This window comes from Acidovorax sp. IB03 (assembly GCF_016406015.1).
Lineage (GTDB): Bacteria > Pseudomonadota > Gammaproteobacteria > Burkholderiales > Burkholderiaceae_C > Acidovorax > Acidovorax temperans.
On sequence record NZ_JAEFCH010000010.1, the window covers coordinates 61,892 to 76,788 of the forward strand.

Sequence of the window (14,897 nt, forward strand, 5' to 3'; positions counted from 1 at the left end):
ACCCCGTTGTGGAAACGGGGCTTGGAGTCACTCGCAATCACACTTGAAATCCTGGCATCAAACTTCCAGCCACTCCTTGCGGATGTAGTTGTCGGCCCGCAGGCTGTCGGGCGTTCCCTGGAACACGATGGCGCCATGGCCCATGACCAGGGCCCGGTCTGAAATCGCCATGGCGATGGTGAGCTTTTGCTCAATGAGCAGCACCGAGATTCCCCGGGCCTTGAGGGCCTGCAGATACTCGCCCACCAGCTCCACGATCTTGGGCGCCAAGCCCTCGGTCGGCTCGTCGATGATGATGAGGTCGGGGTCGCCCATGAGCGTGCGGCACAGCGTGAGCATCTGCTGCTCGCCACCCGACATCACGCCCGCTTCTGTGTGCTGGCGCTCCTTGAGGCGCGGGAACATCTGGTACATGTCGTCAAACGACCAACGGCTATTTTTGCCATTGCCCTTTTGCCCCAGCATCAAGTTTTGGTGCACCGTCAGGTTGGGGAACACATCGCGGCTTTCGGGCACATAGCCCAGGCCCAGATGGGCAATCTCATAGGCCTTCTTGCCGTGGAGCTCCTGCCCTTTCCAGTGGATGGAGCCTTCCCAGTCCACCATTCCCATGATGGCCTTGGCGGTAGTGGAGCGGCCCGAACCGTTGCGCCCGAGCAGCGCCACGATTTCACCGGGTTGCACATCGAAGCTCACGCCATGCAACACATGGCTTTTGCCGTAGTAGGCGTGGAGGTTGTCAATTTTCAGCATAGGTCAGTGTCCCGCTCCCTGCGCATCTGCCACGGCAGAGCCGAGGTAGGCCTCTTGCACGCGCTGGTTGGCGCGCACGTTGGCAGGCGTATCGAATGCAATCACCTCGCCGTACACCACCACGGCGATCTTGTCGGCCAAGCCAAACACCACGCCCATGTCGTGCTCCACGGTCAGCAGTGTGCGGCCCACGGTCACTTCCTTGATGAGGTGGATGAAACGTGTGGTTTCGCTCTTGCTCATGCCGGCGGTGGGCTCGTCCAGCAAGATCACGTTAGCACCGCCTGCGATGGTGATGCCGATTTCCAGCGCACGCTGTTCGGCATAGGTCAAATTCATGGCCAGGGTGTCACGCTTCTTGTCGAGCTTGATCATCTCCATCAGCTCTTTGGCGCGCTCGTTGGCATCGTCCAGGTTCGAGAGAAAGCGCAGGAAGGTGTACTTGTAGCCCATGCTCCACAGCACGCTGCAGCGCAGGTTCTCAAACACCGACAGCTTGGGGAAGATGTTGGTGATCTGGAAGCTGCGCGACAGGCCCCTGCGGTTGATCTCGTACGGGGCCATGCCGTTGATGCGCTGGCCGTTCAAGATCACGTCGCCGCTGGTGGGTGCGAAGCGCCCGCTGATGAGGTTGAACAGCGTGGACTTGCCCGCGCCATTCGGGCCGATGATGGCCACCCGCTCGCCAGGAGCCACGGCCAGATTGGCGCCGCGGATGATTTCTGTCTTGCCAAAACTCTTGCGCAAGTCGCGCAGTTCCAGCGCGTAGGTTGCGTTGTCAGCCGCCATGGTTACAAAGCCTCCCCGCGCTTGATTTCATGCTCGATCTCTTCCTGTATGGAACTCCACTGCTTGGCAAACTGCCGCCGGCACAGCTCAAACAACCCGCCACCCGTGAGCAGCACAAAGCCCGCGCCAAACCAGCTGGTCAGGCTCTTGGCGTTGATAGTGGCACCCAGGAAGTTCATCTCGGGCCCCACGGCTGCGTTGAGTTGCAGGTGGTAGGTCATCTCCACCATGCAGGCTGCACCCAGCACGCCCACCAGGCCCGTGCCAGCCAAGCCCAGGTACGAAACCCACAAGGACCGGAGCTTGCCGTACTTGGCCAGGCGCAGGTTCATCATGATCAGGCTGGCGATGCCGCCAGGCGCGTACATCACCATGAACAGGAACACCAGCCCCAGGTACAAGAGCCAGGCCTTGGACAGCTCGGACAGCAGCACCGAAGCCAGCACCAGCAGCACCGCACCAATGATGGGGCCAAAGAAGAACGTGGCCCCGCCCAGGAAGGTGAACAGCAGGTAGCCCCCGGAACGCAACACACTCAGGCTGTCAGCCCCGGTGATGATTTCAAAGTTGATGGTGGCCAAGCCACCGCCAATGCCCGCAAAAAAGCCCGCGATGATGAACGCAAAGTAGCGCACGCGCTGGGTGTTGTAGCCAATGAACTCCACACGCTCGGGGTTGTCGCGCACCGCATTCAAAATGCGGCCCAGCGGGGTGCCCGTGAACGCAAACATGGCTGCAGTGCACACAAAGCAGTACGCAGCAATCAGGTAATACACCTGGATGGCCGGGCCGAAGGTGATGCCGAAGAAGGGCGTTCCGTACACACGGTCGGTAGTAATGCCGCCCTCGCCCCCGAAGAACTCAGGGAACATCAGCGCCATGGCTGCGACCAGCTCGCCCACACCCAGCGTGATCATGGCGAAGGTGGTGCCAGACTTCTTGGTGGTCACAAAGCCCAGCAAGATGGCAAAGAACGCCCCAGCCAGGCCGCCCACCAGTGGAATGAGCACCAGCGGAATACCTGCCGAGCCCTTGGTGGCCATGTTCATGGCGTGGATGGCGATGAAGGAGCCCAGCCCGGTGTACACCGCGTGCCCGAAGCTGAGCATGCCCCCCTGCCCCAGCAGCATGTTGTAAGACAGGCAGATGATGATGAGGTAGCCGATTTGCGAGAGCATGGTCAGCGCCAGGCTGCTGCGAAACAGCATGGGCGCCACGATCAGAGCAATCGCGAAAAGCGACCAGATCACAACGCGCCCAATGTTCCAGGGCTTGAAGCGGTAGTACGACACAGGGCCTGCGGCCGATGATGTGGTGGATGCATTCATGGGGTCAGTCCTCCCGGGTACCCAGCAGGCCCTTGGGGCGGAAGATCAGGATCAGAACCAGGAACAGGTACGGCAAGATGGGCGCGACCTGCGAGACGGTGAGCTTGAGCAAGGGGTAGCCAAAAGTCTGCTCGGTGACGGTCACACCGATCATCTTGAACGCGTGAATCAGCGAGTAGTCCAGCGCCACCGCAAAGGTCTGCACGATGCCGATGAGCAGCGAAGCGAGAAACGCCCCGGCCAGCGAACCCATGCCGCCCACCACCACCACCACGAAGATGATGGAGCCCACCGAGGCCGCCATGGCCGGTTCGGTGACATAGGTGTTGCCGCCGATCACGCCCGCCAGGCCCGCCAGCGCAGCGCCGCCGCCAAACACCAGCATGAACACGCGCGGCACGTTGTGGCCCAGGGCTTCTACCATCTCGGGGTATTTGAGCGCGGCCTGAATCACCAGCCCGATGCGTGTGCGGGTGAGCAGCAGCCACACCGACAGCAGCATCAACAGCGCCACCAGCATCACGAACGAGCGCGACTTGGGGAACTGCGTGCCGTACAGCGTGAACAGCGGGCCCTGCAGTTGCTCGGGCAGGCCATAAGGCACGGTGGAACGGCCCCATACCAGCTGTACCACTTCCAGAATCAGGTACGACAAGCCAAAGGTGACCAGCAACTCTGGCACGTGGCCGAACTTGTGCACCCTGCGCAGGCAGTAGCGCTCAAACCCGGCACCCAGCGCAAACGCGACCAGCGGGGCCAAGACAAGCGCTGGCCAGAAACCCACGACCCCTGAGATGGTGTACGCAAAGTAGGCACCTAACATGTAGAAGCTGGTGTGCGCAAAGTTGAGCACACCCATCATGCTGAAGATCAGCGTGAGGCCTGAGCTCAGCATGAACAGCAGCAGCCCGTAGCTGACGCCGTTCAGCAAAGAGATCACGAAAAACTCAAGATTCATGGGAATTTTTCAATGCTGGGTAAAAAAAAGGCCCGAGTACGTCGGGCCTCGAAGCTAAGCGGCCGAACTCAAGGGCGCTTCATCTGGCACGACGTGGGCGTGCTGGCCACATAGGGCTCGTAGTACTTCACGGGCACGAAGGTGTGGCCGGTGTTCTCCGAGTCGATGGGGTACTTGCCGCCGGCCTTTTCCCACTTGGAAATGAACAGGCCTTGCTGGAGCTGGTGGTCCGTCTTGCGCATTTCCACTTCACCGTTGAAGCTGTTGAACTTCATACCTTCCATCACAGCCGCCACCTTGACGGGGTCGGTGGACTTGGCCTTCACAAACGCTTCGGAAAGCATGGTGTAGGCGTGGTAGATGGAGCCGGTGTACATGTCGTCGTTGAACTTTTGCTTGTAGTCCAGCACGATCTTGTTCAGCGGGCCAGGCAAGTTCATGTGGGCATAGGCGACCATGTACACGCGGCCTGCAGCGGCGGCGCCCATGGCGGTGGGGCTGCCCGTGACGGAGCCGTAGTAGGTGTAGAAGTTGACGTTGTTCAGGCCAGCATCGTTGGCGGCCTTGATCAGCAAAGCCAGGTCAGAGCCCCAGTTGCCGGTGATCACACTGTCTGCGCCCGAAGCCTTGATCTTGGCGATGTAGGGGGCAAAGTCACGCACCTGTGCCAGTGGGTGCAGGTCGTCACCTACGAACTGCACATCAGGGCGCTTGCGGGCCATCATTTCTTTGGCGTACTTGGACACCTGTTGGCCGTGCGAATAGTTCTGGTTGATCAGGTAGACCTTTTTGACCTCGGGCAGGTCCTTCATGTAGGTCGTGAGAGCTTCCATCTTCATGGAAGTGTCGGCATCCAGGCGGAAGTGCCAGTAGCTGCACTTGCTGTTGGTGAGGTCTGGATCCACCGCAGCGTAGTTCAGAAACAGTACTTCCTTGCCGGGGTTGCGGGCATTGTGCTTTTCCAGCGCATCCATGATGGCAAGAGCCGGGCCCGAGCCGTTGCCTTGCACCACATAGCGCGCACCCTGATCCATTGCGGAGCGCAGGGCGCTCGTGGTCTCCTGGGGGCTGAGCTTGTTGTCGATGCCGATGATTTCAAATTTGACGCCGGCAGGGTTCTTTTTGTTGAACTCTTCTGCCAGGAACTGGAAACTCTTGAGCTGGTTGGTTCCCACCGCTGCCATCAAGCCCGAGAGAGGGTCAAGCCAGGCAATTTTGACGGTCTGCCCCTGTTGGGCAAAAACTGCGCTAGCGCCCATCAAAAGGACGGATGCCGCTACGGTCTTGATAGCAAATTTCATGGTTTTGTCTCCTTGTGAATCAGACAGGGCTCAGCGTACCTTGTTGCAATCCCTGATCCCTCAGGGATTGCCCCTAGCAGCTATCGCACACGCGACTGACCAAGGAAAAACCCCATGTCACGCAAGCTTCAAAGTCCTGGCAGACGGTAGTCCTTGAGCAGCTCGCGCAGCTTGGTCTTGAGCATCTTGCCGGTGGCACCGATCGGGATGGCATCCACAAACACCACGTCATCGGGGATCTGCCACTTGGCTGTCTTGCCTTCGTAGAACGCGAGCAGTTCCTCTCGGGTCACCTCGGTGCCGGGGCGCTTGACCACCGCCACGATGGGGCGCTCGTCCCACTTGGGGTGGGGCATGCCCACGCAGGCTGCCATCTGGATGGAGGGGTGCGCCATGGCGATGTTTTCAATGTCGATGGAGCTGATCCACTCGCCGCCAGACTTGATCACGTCCTTGCTGCGGTCAGTGATCTGCATGAAGCCATCGGCATCAATCGTGGCCACGTCACCCGTGGGGAACCAACCCCGGCCACGCGAATCCTTGATGAGCGGGTCACCGCCCTCGCCCTTGAAATAGCTGCCCACAATCCACGGGCCCTTGACCAGCAAATCGCCGTAGGTCTTGCCATCCCAAGGCAGTTCTTCCCCATCGCCGCCCACGATCTTCATGTCCACGCCATAAATGGCGCGGCCCTGCTTTTGCACGATCTTCATCTGCTCGTCCTTGGGCAGGGAAAGGTGCTTGTTCTTCAGGGTGCACAGCGTGCCCAGCGGGCTCATCTCGGTCATGCCCCAGGCGTGCAGCACCGTGACGCCATAGCCTTCCTGGAAGGCCGTGATCATGGCAGGCGGGCAGGCCGAGCCACCAATCACCGTGCGCTTGAGCGACGAGAACGTCAGCCCGGCGGGCTTCATGTGGCCCAGCAACATCTGCCACACGGTGGGCACGCCTGCGGCGTAGGTCACCTGCTCGGCTTCGATCAGTTCGTAGACCGACTTGCCATCGAGGGCGGGGCCGGGGAAAACAACCTTGCACCCCGTCAGGGCCGCAGAGTAAGGAATCCCCCATGCGTTGACGTGGAACATGGGCACCACGGGCAGCACCGAGTCGCGCGCCGACAGGCACATCACATCGGGCAGCGCCGCAGCGTAGGCGTGCAGCGTGGTGGAGCGGTGGCTGTACAGCGCCGCCTTGGGGTTGCCTGTGGTGCCGCTGGTGTAGCACATGCTCGATGCAGAGTTTTCATCAAACTCGGGCCAGCTGTAATCCGCCGATTGCGCGCCAATCCAGGCCTCGTAGCTCAGCAACCCTGGAATGCCCGAATCAGCAGGCAGCTTGTCGGCATCGCACAGTGCCACCCATTGCTTCACGGTGGGACACTTGGCGTGCACCGCCTGCACCAGCGGCAGGAAGGTCATGTCAAAGCACAGCACCTGGTCTTCGGCGTGGTTGACGATCCAGGCAATCTGGTCAGGGTGCAAGCGGGGGTTGATGGTGTGCAGCACGCGGCCCGAGCCACTCACGCCAAAGTACATCTCCATGTGGCGGTAGCCATTCCAGGCCAGGGTTGCTACACGGTCGCTGAATTGCAACTGGTGGGCATCCAGTGCGTTGGCCAGCCGGCGGGCGCGGGCCGCCAGGTCGCGGTAGGTGTAACGGTGGATATCGCCTTCCACCCGGCGAGAGACGATTTCTGCATCACCGTGGTGGCGCTCGGCAAACTCGATCATCGACGAAATAAGCAGCGGTTGGCTCTGCATCAAACCCAGCATGTTGGCTCCTAAGATGTTGTGGTGGATAAAGCAGCCATCGTACTGCGCGCAGACCCTCCGTTGTGTCGCAAAGGGGCTCGTGAAATCCCTTACTGTACGCCCAGCCATCACCCTTGGCATGGCCCCGGAAAATGGGGGAATTTGACGGCTGCGAGACAATGCCGCATGCGTTTTTCCACCCCCAGCCCCTCTGCGCCCTCTCTGTCTTTGCCATGGCAAAAAGGCTTTGCCGCGCTGGGAAGCGACTTCTACACCGAGCTGCGCCCCACTCCCTTGCCATCCCCCCACTGGGTGGGAACCAGCCATTCTGTGGCGCAGCTGCTGGGGCTGCCCGAGGGGTGGCATCAAAGTGAAGAAGCCCTGCAGGCGCTCACAGGCAACCAGGTGCTGGCAGGCTCTACCCCGCTGGCCAGCGTGTACAGCGGCCACCAGTTCGGCGTATGGGCGGGTCAGCTGGGCGACGGCAGGGCCATTTTGCTGGGCGAGCTGGCTGGCGGGCACGAAATCCAACTCAAGGGCGCTGGCCGCACGCCCTATTCCCGCATGGGCGATGGGCGGGCTGTTCTGCGCTCCAGCATCCGCGAATTCTTGTGCAGCGAGGCCATGCACGGCTTGGGCATTCCCACATCGCGGGCTCTGTGCATCACGGGCTCGCCTGGGCTGGTGCGGCGTGAGGAGCTGGAAACCGCCGCCGTCGTCACCCGCGTGGCCCCGAGCTTTGTGCGCTTTGGCCACTTTGAGCACTTTGCGGCCAACGACCAGGAAGAGCAGCTGCGCACACTGGCCGACTACGTCATCGACCGCTATTACCCCGAATGCCGCAGCCCCGAGGCCACCAGCCCCTGGGGCGGCAACCCCTACGCAGCACTGCTGCACAGCGTGAGTGAGCGCACCGCACAGCTCATGGCCCAGTGGCAGGCCGTAGGTTTTTGCCACGGGGTGATGAACACCGACAACATGAGCATCCTGGGCCTCACGCTGGACTATGGGCCGTTTCAGTTTCTCGATGCGTTCGTGCCCGGCCACATCTGCAACCACAGCGACCACCATGGCCGCTACGCCTACAACCGCCAGCCCAACATTGCGTACTGGAACCTGTTTTGCCTGGCGCAGGCGCTGCTGCCGCTGATCGAAGACCAGGACACCGCACTGGCCGCGCTGGAGTCGTACAAGACGGTATTCCCCGACGCCTTCATGGCGCAGATGCGCAAAAAACTGGGGTTGACGCAGGCACAGGATTCCAGCGAAGCGCTGGTGGAACCACTGCTGCAGTTGCTGGCTCAAAACGCCGTGGACTACACCATTTTTTGGCGCCGCCTGTCCCATGCCGTGGCCGAGGGGCAGTTTGAACCCGTTCGTGACCTGTTTGCGGACCGAGCGGCTATCGACGCCTGGTTGCTATCATATTCAGAGCTACTTGCGCTTGAGGATAAAGCGCTAGCAGCCGATTTGATGCTCAATAGCAACCCTAAGTTCGTGCTGCGCAATCACCTGGGTGAACAAGCCATACGCGCAGCCAAGGGTGGTGATTTCTCGGAACTCGCCACCCTGCAGCGCCTGCTGGAGCGCCCTTTTGACGAGCACCCTGGCCATGAGGCGTATGCCGACTTTCCGCCCGACTGGGCATCCTCCATCTCCATCAGTTGCTCATCATGAACTTTCCGATCCAAAAATCCGAAGCCGAATGGCAAGAAATTCTGCGCAGCAAAGGCGCAGAGCCCGTGGCTCTGCAAGTCACGCGCCACGCGGCCACCGAACGCCCCTTCACCGGCAAATACGAGGCCCACTGGGCTGATGGCAGCTACCACTGCATTTGCTGCGGCTCCAAGCTGTTTGACTCTGACACCAAGTTTGACGCGGGCTGCGGCTGGCCCAGCTTTGCACAGGCCATTCCTGGCGCCATTCACGAAGTGGTAGACCACAGCCACGGCATGGTGCGCACCGAGACAGTGTGTGCACAATGCGGGGCTCACCTGGGCCATGTTTTTGAAGACGGCCCCGCGCCCACTGGGCTGCGCTATTGCATGAACTCCGCGTCACTGGACTTTGAACCCGACGCTCCCTGACAAGCCGCACCTGCGTGCGGCCTCGCCCCATGAAAATATTGATCGACTTTTTCCCCATTCTGCTGTTTTTTGGCGCGTACAAGATGTTCAACATCTACACCGCCACAGGCGTGCTGATGGCCGCCACCGTGCTGCAGATGGGACTGATCTACGCCATTGACCGCAAACTGCAGGCCATGCACAAGATCACTCTGGTGCTGATCCTGCTTTTTGGCACGCTCACCCTGGTGTTGCAGGACGACCGCTTCATCAAGTGGAAGCCCACCGTGCTGTACGGCGCCATGGCCATGGCCCTGGCCATCGCGGTATGGGGCATGAAGAAAAACATCCTGCAAATGCTGCTGGGCAGCCAACTAACCCTGCCCGACGGTGTTTGGATGCGCTTGAACCAGGCATGGATTGCCTATTGCGCCTTCATGTCGGCGGTCAACGCCTATGTGGTGATGAACTTCAGCACCGAGTTCTGGGTCGATTTCAAACTGTGGGGCTATGCCTTCCCCCTCGTGTTCCTGGTGGGTCAAGGTCTTTACATCGCCCCCCACATCAAGGGCGACGAACCCGCCCGTTGAGAATCCCCTCTACCAACTCCCACCATGTCCTCGATTGCAGAACAAATGCACCGCCAGCTGGCGCAGACCCTGTCCACCACCGCCCTGGAGGTGATCGACGAAAGCGCCGCGCATGCAGGCCACGCGGGCTCCAACGGAACCGACTTTGGCACCCACTTTCGGGTGCGCATCGCGTCACCTTTCTTTACAGGCAAGTCGCGCGTGGCCCAGCATCGCCTTGTGTATGATGCGCTGCAGGAATTTATTGACCAGGGCGTCCACGCACTCGCCATTGAAATTCTCTGAGGCGGTCTGCAGTTTTTGGTGATGACCGGCGCTCAGCCGCAAACAACTTCTCATTTTTGGATTTCGCATGAAGAAACAGCTCCTGTCCGGCCTCGTGGCCGCTGCCGTGCTGGGCACGATGGCCCTGCCCGCTTCCGCTCAGAACATCGCCATCGTCAACGGTAAGGCCGTTCCCAAGGAACGCGCTGAAGTGCTGCGCCAGCAAGTGGAACGTTCGGGTCGCCCTGTGACCCCCGACGTCGAAGGCCAGATCAAGGAAGAAGTGATTGCCCGCGAAATCTTCATGCAGGAAGCGCAAAAGCGTGGCCTGGAAGGCTCGGCAGACTTCAAGGCGCAAATGGAACTGGCGCGCCAGACCATCCTGATCCGCGAGTTGTTCACCGACTACCAAAAGAACAACCCCGTGACCGACGCTGAAATCCAGGCTGAATACGACAAATTCGTGGCAGCCAACGGTGGCAAGGAATACAAGGCCAGCCACATCCTGGTCGAAAAAGAAGCTGACGCCAAGGCCATCATCGCTTCGCTGAAGAAGGGCGCCAAGTTTGAAGACCTGGCCAAGAAGCAATCCAAGGACCCCGGCTCCGCAGCCAAGGGTGGTGACCTGGACTGGGCCAATCCAGCCAGCTACGTGAACGAGTTCACCGAAGCCCTGTTGAAGCTCGAAAAGGGCAAGACCACTGAAACGCCCGTGAAGAGCCAATTTGGCTGGCACGTGATCCGCCTGGTGGATGTGCGCCAAGCAGAGTTACCCAAGCTGGAAGACGTGAAGCCCCAAGTGGCTCAGCAATTGCAACAGCAAAAGCTGGTGAAGTTCCAGGAAGACCTGCGCGCCAAGGCAAAGGTAGAGTGAAAAGCACTGCTCCCCAAAGGAGCGCTCTGCTCAAAAACGCGGCCTTGGCCGCGTTTTTTTATGGGCACGCCGCTCGCACGCGAGATTTCAAGACATCAAGATTCGCCGTGTGGGTCTTGCAAGAGCCCCGTATCGTTTCGCTTCATCATTGCAACAAAAACAAAGCGATTCGTCCAAGACGGTGCATGGCGTGCTCAACGCCCAGCAAACCACAACCACGCCATCAGCCCCCCGATCAACACGGGCTGGTGCAGCATGTAGTAGCTCAGGCTCCACCGCCCCAACACGGCCAAAGGCGCGAACAGCCCCACCATAGGCCGCTGTATCCAATGCAGGCGCCGGGCCAGCACCCATTGCCCGCAAGCCAAGCCCCACCACATTACGCCCAGCCAGGGGAACACTGGCACGAAGTCCTGGGTGAATGGCTTGCGACTGACCAAACCTAACCAGTTCAAAGGACGGCCGTTCAGCCAAGGGGCCAAAGACTCCCAGCCGTGGCTCAACGCATACGCAGCTAGCGTGGGCAGACCTAGGGCAATACCACCAGCCAACCACAGCCAGGGGCCCCATCCGGCCGTCAGGCGGGCTACGATCAACATCACAGCCATGCCATGCAGCACACCAAAGTGAATAAAGCTGGTTGGGAACATGGCATATGAGCCCGCACTGACCAACACGGCACACCCAGCGATTTGCGTCCAGCGCTTCCAAAAACGCGTCCAGTCTTGCCCATGATGTACTGCCACAGCTTGTGAAAAGCCTGCGCAGAACAGAAAGAGGCTCACAATGGCCGTACGCTGAAGCGTCCAGAAAGGGTCTATACGAAAGTTTTGGTTCCACAGCCCAAAATGGGCCAGATCAAAACCAAAGTGGAACGCCGTCATCCACACCATGGCTGCGCCGCGCAGGGCATCAATGGCTGCGTAACGGGGTGATCCTTGGGACAAGATAGGCGTGTGTGGGGACATGCGGCAAACAAGAGCGGACGAGTTCAGTGCGCGCCAACGGCATCGGCTGAAAACGCAAGCGTAGCTGCATTCAACAAAAAGCGAGTGCGCAAAGGCGCATGCTTACCGAACGATGGTAGATGCTGAAGCACACAACCCCAAAAGCCCAATGTAAAAAGGCCCTGCAACACAGTTGCAGGGCCTTGAACAATGGTCGGAGCGGCGGGATTCGAACTCGCGACCCTCTGCTCCCAAAGCAGATGCGCTACCAGGCTGCGCTACGCTCCGACAGCTCGTATTCTAACCTGTTTTTTTACGGGTTCTGGCTTTGTAGACAGATTTTTGAATTTTTCATAATCTGCCTATTACGAGGAGCCAGTTCGAACTTCCCCATTAAGGGGCGCCGAAAGAATTCAAAATTATAGCTGCAGTTTCTACCCCAAACCCTTCAGATCAGCGGGAGCCGCCTGCGGGGCCGGGGCCACGGCCTGCCAAGTGGCGGAAGGTGATGCGGCCCTTGGTCAGGTCGTAGGGAGACATCTCCAAAGAAACCTTGTCGCCCGCCAAGATGCGGATATGGTGCTTGCGCATCTTGCCACCGGTGTAAGCAATCAGTTGGTGCCCATTGTCCAGGGTTACGCGAAAGCGCGAGTCCGGCAAAACTTCGGTAACGGAGCCTTGCATTTCAATGAGTTCTTCTTTAGCCATGTGTTTCTATCTAATGATCTCAAAAACAAATTTTGTATGTGCGCCCGGCACACAAGATGTTTGCTTGGCAGTTCCTCGGTGGTGACCGGGAAACGCTGAGCACGGTGCTTTGCGGGCTGGGGGAGTCGCTGCACCCGGGGCGCAGATCAGAAAGAAAAGTGGCCTGGATGAGACGGCTTCGATGAACAGGCTTGGCGCTGTGCATGAGCCCGTTGATTGTAGCGCGACCAAGGTTTTTTGCCTACGTGCCACCATCTTCCCCACAAGAGCACCCACCCGTGCAAACCACTGCCTCCACAACTCAGCCAACACCCCAGGGGTCGCAGGATGCGCTTGACCGCAACCATGAGGGCCAAAAGCGGTGGCGCGGGCAGCGAGTGACGTGCCCAATTTTTTGTCCTGAAACCACCCGCTTAGAATGCGTCGCACTGCCCCCAATGAAGGAAGCACCCTTGTCTGACCGCCTTGCCGTCCTGCCTCAGTACCTTTTGCCCAAACAGGCTTTGACCTCTACCGCAGGTCGTTTCGCACGGGCGCGGGCCGGGCGCTGGACCACCGCAGCCATTGAGCGCTTCATTGCCCGTTATCAGGTGAACATGGCCGAGGCGGAAAATCCCGACCCGGCGGCTTACGCCACGTTCAATGATTTCTTCACACGCGCACTCAAACCGGGAGCGCGCCCGTTGGCGGACGCCGACTGGATCTGCCCCGTGGATGGCGCCATCAGTCAGTTTGGCCGCATAGAGCGGGACCAAGTCTTTCAAGCCAAGGGACATTCGTACTCAACCACCGCACTGGTGGGTGGCGACGCAGCGAGGGCTGCAGTTTTTGACGATGGCTACTTCGCCACACTGTACCTTAGCCCCCGCGATTACCACCGCATCCACATGCCCTGCGCAGGCAAGCTCACGCACATGGTGCACGCACCGGGCGATCTGTTCTCGGTCAACCCCACTACGGCGCGGGGCGTGCCTGGGCTGTTCGCTCGCAACGAACGTGTAGTGTGTTTCTTCGAATCTGACCAAGGCCCCTTTGTGATGGTGCTGGTGGGCGCAACCATCGTAGGCAGCATGGCCACGGTATGGCACGGTTTGGTGAACCCGCCGCGCACCGGCCAACTGCGCCAATGGGACTACGCCCCGGGCCAGGTCAGTCTGCAGCAAGGACAGGAAATGGGGCGCTTCTTGCTGGGCTCCACCGTGGTGATGCTCTTCCCCAAGGGCCCCATGCGTTTCAACCCTGCGTGGGCTCCAGCACGCCCGATTAGGCTAGGCGAAGCCATGGCGCACCGTAGCTAGAAGCCCTTCCCAAGCAAAACAGGCGCCGAGGCGCCTGTTTTGTTTTAGTGACTGCGTCACTCTTTTTCTGGTCTGCGCGTGAGGTGAAACGCGGTGGGTTCGAGTTGGAGAGACTCGGGACGCACCGGATTGTCGTGCCCTTGCAGGTACACCATCAGGGCACAACGTCGGATCAAGACGTAGCTGACTGTTTCGCGCTTCGTTCCCATCAGGACAGAGGCGCCGGGGCTGAATAAAGGCATGTAGTAATAAGCCGCATCTTGCATGGTGTGCGGCTCCCTCCGCATGGGTGGTGCAACCACCGCTCCCTTCGGGGCGAAGGGGTTGATGAGTCAATGGTAACACCTCGGACACAATCTCAGTCACACGCCCACCCGAAAACTGACGCAAGTCAAGCAGGCCAGGCGACCACCTCTTCGGCCGCAGGCTCACTTCTTGGCTCACCCACTCAAGTGCAGTTTGCCCGCGCAAAGTCCAGGGCGGCCGCCAGCATGCGCTGCAGATGTGGTTGCACTTGCGCGGCACGGTCTGGCAGGTAGTCAAACGGTGGGTATTCCTGCATGTAGCTGCATTGCGTCATCTCCAGTTGCACCGCATGCACGCCCAGCCCCGGCTGACCGTAATGGCGGGTGATGTGGCCGCCCTTGAAGCGGCCATTGAGCACGGCGGTGTAGCCTTCTGCGGCCTTGGCAATCTGCAGCAGTTCTTGCGCCAGTGCAGGGTCACAGCTCTCGCCGTTGGCCGTGCCCAGATTCAGGTCGGGCAGCTTGCCTTCAAAAAAGCGGGGCAGCACCGAGCGGATGGAGTGCGCGTCCCACAAAACGGCCACACCATGCTGGGCGCGGATGCGGTCCAGCTCCGCACGCAATTGCGCGTGGTACGGCGCCCAGATGGCATCGCGGCGCGCAGCAATCTCTGCTTCATCGGGCACATCGCCTGCTGCGTAGATGGGCGTGTCGTCAAACGTATCGACCGGGCACAGGCCGGTAACGCTCTGCCCCGGGTACAGGCTGGCGCCATCGGGCGGGCGGTTCAGGTCGACCACATAGCGCGAGTGCGTGGCCATGAGGATGGACGCCCCCATATCTTTCGCAAACGCATAGAGGCGCTCCATGTGCCAGTCGGTATCGGGCACCTGGCGGGCCTCATCGGTGAAGCGTGCGGCCAGCGCAGGCGGCACGTAGGTGCCTGCATGGGGCATGGACACCAGCAGCGGTGCAGTGCCGGGGTAAAAGACAAAAGGAGGTGGAGAGGTATCGGTCATCACAAG

The 14,897-nt window shown here is 60.1% G+C and carries 16 protein-coding genes and 1 tRNA gene; 6 read left to right on the top strand and 11 right to left on the bottom strand.

The genetic code is table 11. The annotated features are described in order from the left end of the window. Positions 1-57: 57 nt before the first annotated feature. The 6 genes from IHV84_RS08085 to IHV84_RS08110 all read right to left on the bottom strand — a co-directional run bounded on the left by IHV84_RS08085 (position 58) and on the right by IHV84_RS08110 (position 6,901). On the bottom strand, positions 58-753 hold the full coding sequence (locus tag IHV84_RS08085) for an ABC transporter ATP-binding protein (RefSeq protein ID WP_198846473.1): 696 nt from the start codon (positions 751-753) through the stop codon (positions 58-60). Positions 754-756: 3 nt separating this feature from the next. Continuing rightward, positions 757-1,542 (bottom strand): ABC transporter ATP-binding protein, encoded by a 786-nt coding sequence (locus tag IHV84_RS08090; protein WP_044398437.1) that lies wholly within the window; start codon positions 1,540-1,542, stop codon positions 757-759. Positions 1,543-1,544: 2 nt separating this feature from the next. Then, entirely contained in the window at positions 1,545-2,870 is a 1,326-nt protein-coding gene (locus IHV84_RS08095; protein ID WP_198846474.1) for a branched-chain amino acid ABC transporter permease, read from the bottom strand. Positions 2,871-2,874: 4 nt separating this feature from the next. Further along, positions 2,875-3,828 carry a branched-chain amino acid ABC transporter permease gene (locus tag IHV84_RS08100; protein WP_198846475.1) on the bottom strand — a complete coding sequence of 318 codons (954 nt, stop codon included), beginning with the start codon at positions 3,826-3,828 and terminating at the stop codon, positions 2,875-2,877. 68 nt (positions 3,829-3,896) lie between these two features. Continuing rightward, positions 3,897-5,129 (bottom strand): branched-chain amino acid ABC transporter substrate-binding protein, encoded by a 1,233-nt coding sequence (locus IHV84_RS08105; protein ID WP_198846476.1) that lies wholly within the window; start codon positions 5,127-5,129, stop codon positions 3,897-3,899. Between the two features lie 128 nt (positions 5,130-5,257). Further along, positions 5,258-6,901: a 3-(methylthio)propionyl-CoA ligase gene (locus tag IHV84_RS08110; RefSeq protein ID WP_198846477.1), complete on the bottom strand. Its 1,644-nt coding sequence runs from the start codon at positions 6,899-6,901 to the stop codon at positions 5,258-5,260. Between the two features lie 165 nt (positions 6,902-7,066). Between IHV84_RS08110 and IHV84_RS08115 the strand changes: the two genes are divergently transcribed. The 5 genes from IHV84_RS08115 (at position 7,067) to IHV84_RS08135 (ending at position 10,674) form a co-directional block, all read left to right on the top strand. Continuing rightward, positions 7,067-8,557, top strand: coding sequence for a YdiU family protein (locus IHV84_RS08115; RefSeq protein ID WP_198846478.1), 1,491 nt, complete (start codon positions 7,067-7,069; stop codon positions 8,555-8,557). Next, a complete protein-coding gene (gene msrB / locus IHV84_RS08120) occupies positions 8,554-8,967 on the top strand; it encodes a peptide-methionine (R)-S-oxide reductase MsrB (RefSeq protein WP_198846479.1) in 414 nt (137 codons plus the stop codon). The genes IHV84_RS08115 and msrB overlap by 4 nt, the downstream gene beginning before the upstream one ends. 29 nt (positions 8,968-8,996) lie before the next feature. Then, positions 8,997-9,536 (top strand): septation protein A, encoded by a 540-nt coding sequence (locus tag IHV84_RS08125; protein WP_198846480.1) that lies wholly within the window; start codon positions 8,997-8,999, stop codon positions 9,534-9,536. 24 nt (positions 9,537-9,560) lie between these two features. Then, positions 9,561-9,821: a BolA family transcriptional regulator gene (locus tag IHV84_RS08130; RefSeq protein WP_044398423.1), complete on the top strand. Its 261-nt coding sequence runs from the start codon at positions 9,561-9,563 to the stop codon at positions 9,819-9,821. A gap of 67 nt (positions 9,822-9,888) precedes the next feature. After that, on the top strand, positions 9,889-10,674 hold the full coding sequence (locus tag IHV84_RS08135) for a peptidylprolyl isomerase (RefSeq protein WP_198846481.1): 786 nt from the start codon (positions 9,889-9,891) through the stop codon (positions 10,672-10,674). 194 nt (positions 10,675-10,868) lie between these two features. Here IHV84_RS08135 and IHV84_RS08140 read toward each other — a convergent pair whose 3' ends face one another. From IHV84_RS08140 to infA, 3 genes are all read right to left on the bottom strand, one after another. After that, positions 10,869-11,642 (bottom strand): heparan-alpha-glucosaminide N-acetyltransferase, encoded by a 774-nt coding sequence (locus IHV84_RS08140; protein WP_198846482.1) that lies wholly within the window; start codon positions 11,640-11,642, stop codon positions 10,869-10,871. A gap of 190 nt (positions 11,643-11,832) precedes the next feature. After that, positions 11,833-11,909: transfer RNA gene (locus IHV84_RS08145), tRNA-Pro, on the bottom strand. 165 nt (positions 11,910-12,074) lie between these two features. Beyond that, positions 12,075-12,329, bottom strand: a complete 255-nt coding sequence (infA, locus tag IHV84_RS08150) for a translation initiation factor IF-1 (RefSeq protein WP_044398417.1) — start codon at positions 12,327-12,329, stop codon at positions 12,075-12,077. 452 nt (positions 12,330-12,781) lie between these two features. Here infA and asd point away from each other — a divergent pair, with 452 nt between their 5' ends. Continuing rightward, complete coding sequence (asd, locus tag IHV84_RS08155; RefSeq protein ID WP_142084533.1) at positions 12,782-13,627, top strand: archaetidylserine decarboxylase; 846 nt, start codon at positions 12,782-12,784, stop codon at positions 13,625-13,627. A gap of 56 nt (positions 13,628-13,683) precedes the next feature. On the opposite strand, the gene IHV84_RS08160 is transcribed toward asd, so the two are convergent. Together IHV84_RS08160 and hutG are read right to left on the bottom strand one after the other, a co-directional pair. Continuing rightward, complete coding sequence (locus tag IHV84_RS08160) at positions 13,684-13,893, bottom strand: hypothetical protein (RefSeq protein WP_066696065.1); 210 nt, start codon at positions 13,891-13,893, stop codon at positions 13,684-13,686. Positions 13,894-14,075: 182 nt separating this feature from the next. Then, entirely contained in the window at positions 14,076-14,891 is an 816-nt protein-coding gene (gene hutG, locus IHV84_RS08165; RefSeq protein WP_198846483.1) for an N-formylglutamate deformylase, read from the bottom strand. Positions 14,892-14,897 lie beyond the last annotated feature (6 nt).

Coding starts and splice junctions, on each gene's coding strand:
- IHV84_RS08085 (WP_198846473.1), bottom strand. CDS start 753: ATGCTGAAAATTGACAACCTCCACGCCTACTACGGCAAAAGCCATGTG.
- IHV84_RS08090 (WP_044398437.1), bottom strand. CDS start 1,542: ATGGCGGCTGACAACGCAACCTACGCGCTGGAACTGCGCGACTTGCGC.
- IHV84_RS08095 (WP_198846474.1), bottom strand. CDS start 2,870: ATGAATGCATCCACCACATCATCGGCCGCAGGCCCTGTGTCGTACTAC.
- IHV84_RS08100 (WP_198846475.1), bottom strand. CDS start 3,828: ATGAATCTTGAGTTTTTCGTGATCTCTTTGCTGAACGGCGTCAGCTAC.
- IHV84_RS08105 (WP_198846476.1), bottom strand. CDS start 5,129: ATGAAATTTGCTATCAAGACCGTAGCGGCATCCGTCCTTTTGATGGGC.
- IHV84_RS08110 (WP_198846477.1), bottom strand. CDS start 6,901: ATGCTGGGTTTGATGCAGAGCCAACCGCTGCTTATTTCGTCGATGATC.
- IHV84_RS08115 (WP_198846478.1), top strand. CDS start 7,067: ATGCGTTTTTCCACCCCCAGCCCCTCTGCGCCCTCTCTGTCTTTGCCA.
- msrB (WP_198846479.1), top strand. CDS start 8,554: ATGAACTTTCCGATCCAAAAATCCGAAGCCGAATGGCAAGAAATTCTG.
- IHV84_RS08125 (WP_198846480.1), top strand. CDS start 8,997: ATGAAAATATTGATCGACTTTTTCCCCATTCTGCTGTTTTTTGGCGCG.
- IHV84_RS08130 (WP_044398423.1), top strand. CDS start 9,561: ATGTCCTCGATTGCAGAACAAATGCACCGCCAGCTGGCGCAGACCCTG.
- IHV84_RS08135 (WP_198846481.1), top strand. CDS start 9,889: ATGAAGAAACAGCTCCTGTCCGGCCTCGTGGCCGCTGCCGTGCTGGGC.
- IHV84_RS08140 (WP_198846482.1), bottom strand. CDS start 11,642: ATGTCCCCACACACGCCTATCTTGTCCCAAGGATCACCCCGTTACGCA.
- infA (WP_044398417.1), bottom strand. CDS start 12,329: ATGGCTAAAGAAGAACTCATTGAAATGCAAGGCTCCGTTACCGAAGTT.
- IHV84_RS08160 (WP_066696065.1), bottom strand. CDS start 13,893: ATGCAAGATGCGGCTTATTACTACATGCCTTTATTCAGCCCCGGCGCC.
- hutG (WP_198846483.1), bottom strand. CDS start 14,891: ATGACCGATACCTCTCCACCTCCTTTTGTCTTTTACCCCGGCACTGCA.